Origin of the sequence: Streptomyces sp. NPDC058964, assembly GCF_042741275.1 — a bacterium.
Classification (GTDB): Bacteria; Actinomycetota; Actinomycetes; order Streptomycetales; family Streptomycetaceae; genus Streptomyces.
Genome location: NZ_JBHYKH010000365.1, coordinates 1 through 9,165 on the forward strand (window position 1 = coordinate 1; position 9,165 = coordinate 9,165).

General features: G+C 73.6%; 10 protein-coding genes. 4 read left to right on the plus strand and 6 right to left on the minus strand.

Features of this window, described 5'->3' with window-relative positions:
* Window positions 1-73: 73 nt before the first annotated feature.
* Entirely contained in the window at window positions 74-874 is an 801-nt protein-coding gene (lipB, locus tag ACFW2E_RS33130; RefSeq protein WP_384471463.1) for a lipoyl(octanoyl) transferase LipB, read from the minus strand.
* A gap of 250 nt (window positions 875-1,124) precedes the next feature.
* Between lipB and ACFW2E_RS33135 the strand changes: the two genes are divergently transcribed.
* Complete coding sequence (locus ACFW2E_RS33135; protein ID WP_384471466.1) at window positions 1,125-2,561, plus strand: regulator; 1,437 nt, start codon at window positions 1,125-1,127, stop codon at window positions 2,559-2,561.
* Window positions 2,562-2,568: 7 nt separating this feature from the next.
* Here ACFW2E_RS33135 and ACFW2E_RS33140 read toward each other — a convergent pair whose 3' ends face one another.
* Entirely contained in the window at window positions 2,569-3,933 is a 1,365-nt protein-coding gene (locus ACFW2E_RS33140; protein ID WP_384471469.1) for an NAD(P)/FAD-dependent oxidoreductase, read from the minus strand.
* 161 nt (window positions 3,934-4,094) lie between these two features.
* Entirely contained in the window at window positions 4,095-4,994 is a 900-nt protein-coding gene (locus ACFW2E_RS33145) for a TIGR01777 family oxidoreductase (RefSeq protein WP_384471472.1), read from the minus strand.
* Window positions 4,995-5,069: 75 nt separating this feature from the next.
* Here ACFW2E_RS33145 and ACFW2E_RS33150 point away from each other — a divergent pair, with 75 nt between their 5' ends.
* A complete protein-coding gene (locus ACFW2E_RS33150) occupies window positions 5,070-5,558 on the plus strand; it encodes a GNAT family N-acetyltransferase (protein ID WP_384471474.1) in 489 nt (162 codons plus the stop codon).
* 6 nt (window positions 5,559-5,564) lie between these two features.
* On the opposite strand, the gene ACFW2E_RS33155 is transcribed toward ACFW2E_RS33150, so the two are convergent.
* Window positions 5,565-6,758 carry a MarP family serine protease gene (locus ACFW2E_RS33155; RefSeq protein WP_384471477.1) on the minus strand — a complete coding sequence of 398 codons (1,194 nt, stop codon included), beginning with the start codon at window positions 6,756-6,758 and terminating at the stop codon, window positions 5,565-5,567.
* 189 nt (window positions 6,759-6,947) lie between these two features.
* Here ACFW2E_RS33155 and ACFW2E_RS33160 point away from each other — a divergent pair, with 189 nt between their 5' ends.
* Window positions 6,948-7,817, plus strand: coding sequence for a peptidoglycan recognition protein (locus ACFW2E_RS33160; protein WP_384471480.1), 870 nt, complete (start codon window positions 6,948-6,950; stop codon window positions 7,815-7,817).
* Between the two features lie 72 nt (window positions 7,818-7,889).
* Window positions 7,890-8,135 carry a hypothetical protein gene (locus tag ACFW2E_RS33165; protein ID WP_384471483.1) on the plus strand — a complete coding sequence of 82 codons (246 nt, stop codon included), beginning with the start codon at window positions 7,890-7,892 and terminating at the stop codon, window positions 8,133-8,135.
* Between the two features lie 38 nt (window positions 8,136-8,173).
* Here the strand turns inward: ACFW2E_RS33165 and ACFW2E_RS33170 are convergent, their stop codons facing one another.
* Entirely contained in the window at window positions 8,174-8,692 is a 519-nt protein-coding gene (locus ACFW2E_RS33170; protein ID WP_384471489.1) for a DUF4240 domain-containing protein, read from the minus strand.
* A 56-nt stretch (window positions 8,693-8,748) separates the two neighbouring features.
* The coding region (locus ACFW2E_RS33175; RefSeq protein WP_384471486.1) for a WYL domain-containing protein at window positions 8,749-9,165 on the minus strand (417 nt) is incomplete at its 5' end.

Consider the following 9,165-nt stretch of genomic DNA (forward strand, 5'->3'; position numbering starts at 1 on the left):
ACGCCATGCACGCTCCCCCAGGCTCTTCGGGCAGGGGGAACCTCCGGACGGGCTGCTTTTATGCCCGGGGTTCTTATGCGGCCGGTGTCTTCTCGATCACTCGCGGCTTGAGCTCCGCGTTCTCGAGGACGTCCCGCAGGTGCCGCTCGACGGTCGGCAGGATCTCCTCGACCGTGATGTCCCGGCCCAGTTCGCCGGCCAGCGAGGTGACGCCCGCGTCGCGGATGCCGCACGGGATGATCCGGTCGAACCAGACGTTGTCCGGGTTCACGTTGAAGGAGAAGCCGTGCATCGTGACGCCCTTGGCGACACGGATGCCGATGGCGGCGATCTTGCGGTCCTCGCGTCGCTGGCCGGCGTTGGACGGGGCGTACTCCGGTCCGTTCAGGCGCGGGTCGAACTCCTCGTCGTGCAGCCTCGGGTCGAAGTCCAGCGAGAGCCCGCCGAAGGCCGGCCGCTGCTCGACCGGGTCGCCCAGCACCCACACCCCGCTGCGGCCCTCGACCCGGGTGGTCTCCACGCCGAAGTCCGTGCAGGTGCGGATCAGGGCCTCCTCGAGGCGCCGCACGTGCGCGACCACGTCCACCGGGCGCGGGAGTTTCTGGATGGGGTAGCCGACCAGCTGGCCGGGGCCGTGCCAGGTGATCTTGCCGCCGCGGTCCACGTCGATGACCGGCGTGCCGTCGAGCGGCCGCTCGCTGTCCTCGGTGCGGCGGCCCGCCGTGTAGACAGGGGGGTGTTCGAGCAGCAGAACGGTATCGGGAACCTCGTCGGCGAACCGCGCAGCGTGCACCCGCCGCTGCTCGTCCCACGCCTCCTGGTACTCGACGGCCTGTGCGCCGAATCCCATACGGACGAACCGCAACTCACTCACGGCAAGCGCCTCCCTCGGCGACGGGTGTGTCAGGCATGTAATGCGCCCAAGCCACTGTACGTCCGGCCCGAACGCGTCAGCTCCGGGGTCAATCCTCACACGATCGGATGAATGAACTTCGAAGTGTGCGATCGACTGCTCACTCTCCGCTACATTCGCGCCGTTCACGAGGCCATAAGGGCTGCTCACAGGCAATCCGGGCACCACGCGGTCTCGCGTGAAGGCCCGAAGGCAGGAGACCGCACCGCAGATGACGGAACGACCCGCGCAGCGCACTCCCAACCGACAGCTCGCCGCGCTCATCGCAGAAGCGGGATTCTCCAACGCAGGTCTGGCCCGTCGCGTCGACCAGCTGGGCCTCGAACACGGGCTGGACCTCAGATACGACAAGACGTCCGTCACCCGGTGGCTCCGCGGGCAGCAGCCCCGGGGCACCACTCCGGCGCTCATCGCCGAGGTCTTCACGCGTCGGCTCGGTCGCCGGCTCACCGCCCAGGACCTCGGTCTGGACGCCTGTGCGCCGGTGTACGCCGGGCTGGAGTTCGCGGCCACGCCCGAGGAGGCCGTCGACATCGTGAGCGGGCTGTGGCGCAAGGACTCGGGCAGTCACGCCGAGCTGCGCAAGATCGCGTTCACCCCCGCGGGCCTCGTGGTGCCGAGCCGGGACTGGCTGATCGGCCGGGCCGACGACCGGGTGGCCCGGGGCGAGCCGGCGCCCAAGGTGCCCGCCCAGGGGCGGCCCGTCGTCCCCCGCCCGCGCGGTCAGGCCGAGCGCGGACCTGGCCAGAGGGTCAGCGGCGGCGACATCGCCGCGCTGCGCTCGGTGGGCGAGCTGTTCCGCACCCTCGACGATGCCTACGGCGGCGGCCACGCCCGCCAGGCGCTGGTGCGCTACCTGGAGCACGAGTGCGAGCCGATGCTGCGCGGCGCCTACGGCGAGCAGACGGGCCGTCGCCTGTTCGCGGCGGCCGCCGACCTGACCCGGCTGGCCGGCTGGACCTCGTACGACATCGCCGCGCACGGGCTCGCCCAGCGCTACTTCGTCCAGGCGCTGCGCCTGTCCCAGGCGGCGGGGGACCGGACGTACGGCTCCTACGTCCTGGTGACCATGAGCCGGCAGGCCGTCTACCTGGGGCACGGGCGCGAGGCCGTCCAGCTGGCGCGGGTGGCCCAGCAGGGGGTCGGGACCACCGCCCCGCCGGTCGTGCAGGCGCTGCTGCACTCCGCGGAGGCCCGCGCGCACGGCGTGCTCGGCGAGGTGCGGGCCTGCACCGGCGCGCTGGTCCGCGCGGAGCGCGCCCTGGAGGCCGCCCGCCCCGGGGACGAGGTGCCGTACTGGGCGCGCTTCTTCGACGAGGCGCAGCTCGCCGACGAGTTCGGGCACTGCCACCGGGACCTGCAGCAGTTCCGGGCCTCCGCGCAGCACGCGGAGCGCTCGCTGCAGCTGCGCGCCCCCACGTTCGCCCGCAGCCGCCTGTTCTGCCGGGTCGTCCTGGCCACCGCCCGCCTCGGGCTCGGCGAACTCGACCAGGCCTGCGCGCTGGGCGCGGAGGCGGCCGGGCAGGCGGTGGAGATGCGCTCCGTACGGGCGCTCGAGTACGTCAGGGACTTCGAGCGCCGTCTGGAGCCCTACAAGGACGCGGCACCGGTACGGGGCTACCGGGACAAGGTGGCGGCTCTCGGGTGAGCGCCGGTCAGGCCGCGCGCCTCATCGACGGCAGCGGGTCCGCCCGGTGCATCGAGCCCGCCGCGCCCAGGTCCGCCAGGACGGCCACCGAGGCCCGGTGGGCCGAGTGCAGGGCGCCCTGGACGGTGCTGGTGTCGCGGTGGTCGCCGCACACGTACAGCCCCGCCATGAGCCGTACGGGGCGGCGCAGGTCGTGCGGCGGGCGCATCGCGGGCACGGCCTCGGCGGTGTGGTGCACGGCGAGGGTCTCCCAGCGGCGGGTCGAGGTGCCGTACAGCCGTGACAGGTGCATGCGTACGGCCGTGTCGACGCCCTCGGGGGGAGTGCCCAGGACGGTCGAGGAGACGAGCGCCCGGCCCGCGGGGGCCCGGCTCGGGTCGACGGCGCTGACGACCGCCGTATGCGCGACCGGTCCGCCGCGGTCGGCGTCGAGCAGCAGCGAGGCGCCCGTCGGCAGGGCGGCCGGGGGTTCGTCGGTCGTGTGGTGCACCACCGTCACCGGGTGGAAGTCCGGCACCCGCAAGCCGGGCAGCAACTGGGCCGCGGCCCGTGCGTCGGTGGCCAGCAGCACGGCCCGGCAGCGGATCTCGCCGTGTTCGGCGGTGGTCACCGAGGTCGTGGAGACGGAGGTGGCCCGGACCCCCGTGTGCACGGTGCCGGGCGGCAGCGCGCGGGCGAGCAGTTCCGGCAGCGTCTCGGCGCCGCCCTCGGGCACACAGAGCCGGCCGCTCGAGAAGGCGCGCAGCGCGAGGTCGGCGCACCGGCTGGACGTGGTCAGCTCCGGGTCGCAGAGCAGGGCGGCGAGCAGCGGGCGCAGGAAGCCGTCGATCGTGCGGGCGGGCACCCCACGGATCGCCAGTGCCTGCGCGGCGGGCATCTCGGGGCGGGCCATGAGGCGCTCGACGGGCGTGGCGGCGATCCGGGCGAGGGCCGCGCCGAGCCGGGCCTGGTCGACGGCACCGCCCATCGGGGCGCCCGCGCGCGCCGACGCCGCCGCCGAGCTCCTGGGAGCGCTCGCAAGGGCGCGCACTGCGTGGAGTGCGCCCCTTGCGCTCCCTCCGCCCGCCGGGGCGCCCGCGCGGTGCCGGCGTCCGTCGTGGTGCAGCAGGACGCCCGGGGCGAAGGGGCGCAGAACGAGGTCGTCGAGCCCCGGTGTCAGGCGTAGCTCGGGATACGACGTGGACAGGAGCTGTCCTATCCGGTCGAGCCGGAAGCCGTCGACCTTCTCCGTCGACATGCGGCCGCCCACGTAGGGGGCGGCTTCCAGGACTGCGGTCGTGACTCCTGCGCTGGTGAGCCGATGAGCCGCCGACAGTCCGGCGATTCCGGCTCCCACGATGACGACGTCCGCCTGGTACACGGGCTCAAGCACGAGGCCCCTCCTCGAGGTTGCGCGGCCGGTGGAGACGTCATGCCCCCAACTGACTCCGGGGATACCCGAGTTCGGGTCGAGGTTAGAGCCGTGATCGGTCAAGAACAGTCGCGCACCGACAGAGCACGGTCGCACAGCGGTCGCATGCGGTCACTGTTGTGCTACTCCAGTGCCGCCCGGATCGCGTCCTCGATGCCGGGGAATGCGAACACGAAGCCCGACTCCAACAGTCGCTTCGGCAGTACTCGCTGACTGCCGAGCACGTCCGAGGCCATCTCGCCCAGCACGGTGCGCAGCACCTGCGCCGGGACCGGGAACAGGGCCGGCCGGTGCAGCACCCGGCCCATCGCCGCCGTGATCTCACGGTTCGTCAGTGGGTGCGGGGCGGTCAGGTTGAACGGGCCGGACAGCCCGTCGGTGTCGATGAGATGGCGGATCGCGGCCACCTCGTCGTGCAGCGCGACGAACGACCAGTACTGCCGCCCGTCGCCGATCCGTCCGCCCAGTCCGGCCCTGAACAGCGGGAACAGCCTTCCCCAGGCCCCGCCCTCGCGGGCCACCACCAGCCCGGTGCGGGTGAACACGGTCCGCACGCCCGCCTCCTGCGCCGGCGCCGTCGCCTCCTCCCACTCCACGCACACCGACGGCAGGAAACCGTCGCCGGGCGGCGTGTTCTCGTCGACGGCACGGTCACCGGTGTCGCCGTAGATGCCGATCGCGCTGCCGCTGACGAAGACGCGCGGCGGCTCGTCCAGCGCGGCGACGGCCTCCGCGAGCGCGGCGGTGCCCAGCACCCGGCTGTCCCTGATCCTCCGCTTGTACTCGTCCGTCCAGCGCCGGTCGCCGACCCCCGCGCCCGCGAGATTGACCACGGCGGCACAGCCGACGAGACCGGCCGCGTCCACGTACTGCCGGTCGGGGTCCCAGCGGACCTCGTCCGCACTCCGGGGCGCACGGCGGACCAGACGCACCACCTCGTGCCCGTCCGCGGCCAGGGACCGCACCAGAGCGCTGCCGATGAGACCGGAGGCGCCGGTCACCGCGATTCGCGATCGTTGCATGAAACCAAGCATGACCGCGCCGCTCCCCGGAAAACCCCATGAGATGCTCCGGTCGGCGGTCGTAGGGTGGCCGTCATGCCGGATCCGTACATACGCACCGCACTTCCGGACGACGACGAGGAACTGACCGTCCTCGACCGGGTCACCTGGTCGTACCTGCACGCGGTGATGCCCGAGCCGCAGCCGCCCTACGACCCTTTCTTCAGCCGGCGCCACGCCCCCGAGGACACCCTGGTCGCCGAACTCGACCGGCGCATCGTCGGCTACATCCGCCTCGGCCTCCCGACCCCGCTCGCCTCGAACGCCCACGTACGGCAGATCCAGGGGCTGGCCGTCCACGACGACGCCCGCGGCAGGGGCGTGGGCCGCGCGCTGCTCCGCGCCGCCCTCGAGGAGGCCCGCCGCCGCGGCGCCCGCCGCGTCACGCTGCGCGTCCTCGGGCACAACACCCCGGCGCGGGCGCTCTACGAGTCCGAGGGCTTCGCCGTCGAGGGCGTGCTGCCGGAGGAGTTCTGCCTGGACGGCACGTACGTCGACGACGTGTTCATGGGACGCCCCGTGTGAGGCCCCCTACGACGTGATCAGCTCCCCGGTGTCCACCGGCTCCGTCGCCGTCGCCCCCCGCGCCGCGTCGGACGCCACCTCGTCCACCGTCAGGACGTAGCCCGTCTCGTCGTCGGAGGTGGAGCGGGCGAAGACCACGCCGTACACCCGCCCGCCGGTGGTCAGCAGCGGGCCACCGGAGTTGCCGGGGCGCACCGTCGAGCGGATCGAGTAGATCTCGCGGGTCACCGTGCTGTCGTTGTAGATGTTCCGGCCCGTCGCCCGCACCCGGTTCGCCACCGTGGCCGCCTGCAGATTCAGGTCACCGTCCTGCGGATAGCCCGCGACCACCGCCGAGTCCCCGCGCGCGGCGCCGTCGTCGAACCGCAGCACCGGGGCGCTCAGGCCGGGCACGTACAGCACCGCCACGTCCCGGTCCGGGTCGAAGAGCACCACCCGGGCCTCGTACGACCGCCCGACACCGCCGATCCGCACGCTCGGCCGGTCGATTCCGGCCACCACGTGGGCGTTGGTCATCACGTGCTCCGGCGCGTACACGAACCCGCTGCCCTCGCGGCCCTGGTCGCCGGAGGACCCCTCGATCTTCACCGTGCTCGTCCCGGCGGCCCTGGTGGCCCTGGCCGTCACACTGTCGCCGGACGGCTTGGCGACCTCCGCGGTCGACTCGTTCTCGAACGGGTTGAAGACCTGCGGGAAACCCGCCTCCGTGAGCGCGGACGTGGCCCGCGAGAACCACGAGGGCGTGGTGTCCGGCATCGCGTTCTGCACGGCGCCCAGCAGCGCCGAGTCCCGTATCGCCGTGGTCACCACCGGGGACGAGGACGCGCCCAGCACGCTCGCGGCCACCCAGGCCACGATCAGCACCGCGAGCGAGTTGGCCGCCGCTCCGCCTATCCCGTCCGCCACCCGCAGCGAGTCCCGGCCGGTACGGTCCAGCTCCCGCCGCAGCCGAAGCGCGAGCCGCCCCGCGAGCTCGTGCCCCACCACCGCCGGGACCAGCACCGTCAGCACCGCGGTCACCGTGGCCGCCGTCGTGCCCCGGGTGACCAGGTCCATCGCCCACGGCAGGGCCCACACCCCGATCACCGCGCCGCCGACGAACCCCGCCAGCGACACACATCCGGCCACCAGTCCGCGCCGGTATCCGGACGCCGCGTAGACGAGGATCACCAGCGCGAGCAGCAGGTCGAGCAGGTCCACGGAGCCGCCTTTCTCTCGGACCCCCTATTACGAGCGGGACGGGCCCAGTGATCAGTCGCGCGCGCGTGACACCCGGAACCGGTCACGCACACGTGACACCTCCGAAAACGCGCCGGACCGGGACTTTGGTTCCACCAGGTGGCACACCACACATCGCGGGCGGAGTGGATCACACCCACAGTGGGACCCATGCGTTTTCTGCGAAGAGCGCGGAGCCCACGGCGGCGCTACGCCCTGCCGGCCGTGCGTCTGCCCGGCCCGGTTCTCGTGGTGCTCGGCTGTCTGCCCGGCCTGGCCGCGGTCCTCGCACTGGTGCTGTGCGTGCGCGGCGTCGACCGACAGGTCGCCCTGGCCCGGCCCGCGCAGCCCGCCGGGGTCGGCCCGGCGGCCGCGCCCCACCGTGCGGCCAGACCCCCCATCGTGCCGCGGGCGGTCTGGCTGGAGGGCACCACGGCACCCACCCAGCCGCCCCCGCGCTACGACGACAAGGTCGTCGCGGTCTTCGTCCACCACACCGACTCGCCCAACGGCTACGCCTGCTCCGACGCGCCCCGCGTCATCCGCCATCTGTACGCGGGCCAGACCGGAGCCCGCCGCTGGGACGACATCGGTTACAACTTCCTCGTCGACCGCTGCGGCACGATCTACGAGGGCCGCGCGGGCGGCGTGGACCGCCCCGTCACCGGCGCCCACGCCCAGGGCTTCAACCACCGCACCTCGGGCATCGCCGCCATCGGCACCTTCACCGCCGGGGTCCCCGTGCCACGCGCGATGACCGACGCGATCGCCGCCCTCGCCGCCTGGAAGCTCGGCTCCGCCGACGTCGACCCGCGCTCCCGCGTCCAGCTGGTCTCCAGCAACGGCCTCAGCCGGTACGCGGCCGGTACCACCGCCACCCTGCCCGCCCTCGCGGGCCACACCGACGGTTACCGGACCAGCTGTCCGGGCGCGGCCCTGAGCGCGAAGCTCCCGGAAATGAGGGAGGCGGCGGCCCGGCTGCAGGGCAGGGCACCCACAGGGACGCCGGCACCGGCAGGCACGCCCACAGCAACGCCATAGGCGGCGCGCAGGTCCCTCGGATCCCCGCGTCCTGCGGTCAGGGACATCGGAAGCCGACTGGCGGTGGGGATCATGAGCAGCACGCGTACGGAGAGCACGGAGAACACGGAGAACACGGAGGACGCCGGCTGGGCAAGGGCCGCGCGCAGTCCCTGGGCGGTCGTCTGCGCCGTCGCCACGGTGCTCCTCGGACCGGCGGCCGTCACCGCGTCCGCCCTCGACCAGGCCAACAAGGCGCCCCTCCACCACGCGGTGCGGGCCGGACAGGCGCAGGCCTGCATCCCCGCCGACACCGGCCGCCGGCGCACGGCGGTCTGACGCACCGGCCCGCACCGGCCCTCACCGGCCCGGGCCACTCACTCCCTGAACCGGTCCCACAGCTTGGGGTACCGCTCCGCGAGCGCCCGCTCGCTCTCGAAGTCGACGGGCGCGCCCTCCGGTTCCGAGGGCGCGGGCGCGATGCCCAGGTCCGGGGCGACGGTTCCGGTGAGCTGCTCGTACGCCTCGTCCGCGGCGTAGCCGAGCTCCTCGCCGTCGCCGTCGATCTCCTCGTCGAAGTCGTCCAGCAGATCGGCCAGCGCGTCCGGGTCGTGCACCGCGCCCTCGAAGACGTCCCGGCCCTGCCCGATCAGCCAGCACCGGAAGAAGTCGAAGGCGTCGTCGCTCGCCCCGTCGAGCAGCACCCAGGCGGCACCCCACAGGTCCCAGCGGTACGCCCGGTTGTAGCGGGACTCGAAGTGACGGGCGAAGTCCAGGACCGACTCGGGGTCCAGCTGGAGCAGCCGCTCCACGAGCAGGTCGGCCTGCTCCTCCGGGTCGCCGTCGGCGGCCTCGCGGGCGGCGTCCACCAGGTCCCAGAACTCCGACTCTTCCATCACGGGTCAAGCATCGTGCCTGGGCGGGTGGGGCGCACGTGGAGTGCGGCGGATTGTTATCGGCCGTAGAGCCGCGCGAGCCGGGCCGCGTCCCGGGCGAACCGCTCCCGCAGAGTGACCGGCGCCACCACCTCGACCTCCGGCCCGAGCGCGGTGAGCTGGGTGTGCGCGACCTCCTCGGACTCCACCGGCAGCGTCACCCTCACCCATCCTTCGCCGTCCGCCCCTCCCGCGTTCTCGAGTGCCTCGCGCCCGGAGACGGGATCGACGGCGTACGCCAGTCTCCGCACGCCCTCCTGGGACAGCCGCACGACGACCTCGGTCCGCAGGATCGACCGGGCGAACGCCTCGGCCTGCGCCGCCCAGAAGCCGGGCAGGTCGAACGCCGCCGGGCGCGGGGGACGCGCGGTGGGCCGGGGGCGCGCGCGGTGGACGGCGCGGCCCGGGGGGGGCGGGGGGGGGGGGTATAACAA

Coding starts and splice junctions, on each gene's coding strand:
- ACFW2E_RS33150 (WP_384471474.1), top strand. CDS start 5,070: ATGCCGGATCCGTACATACGCACCGCACTTCCGGACGACGACGAGGAA.
- ACFW2E_RS33165 (WP_384471483.1), top strand. CDS start 7,890: ATGAGCAGCACGCGTACGGAGAGCACGGAGAACACGGAGAACACGGAG.
- ACFW2E_RS33145 (WP_384471472.1), bottom strand. CDS start 4,994: ATGCAACGATCGCGAATCGCGGTGACCGGCGCCTCCGGTCTCATCGGC.
- ACFW2E_RS33170 (WP_384471489.1), bottom strand. CDS start 8,692: ATGGAAGAGTCGGAGTTCTGGGACCTGGTGGACGCCGCCCGCGAGGCC.
- ACFW2E_RS33160 (WP_384471480.1), top strand. CDS start 6,948: ATGCGTTTTCTGCGAAGAGCGCGGAGCCCACGGCGGCGCTACGCCCTG.
- ACFW2E_RS33135 (WP_384471466.1), top strand. CDS start 1,125: ATGACGGAACGACCCGCGCAGCGCACTCCCAACCGACAGCTCGCCGCG.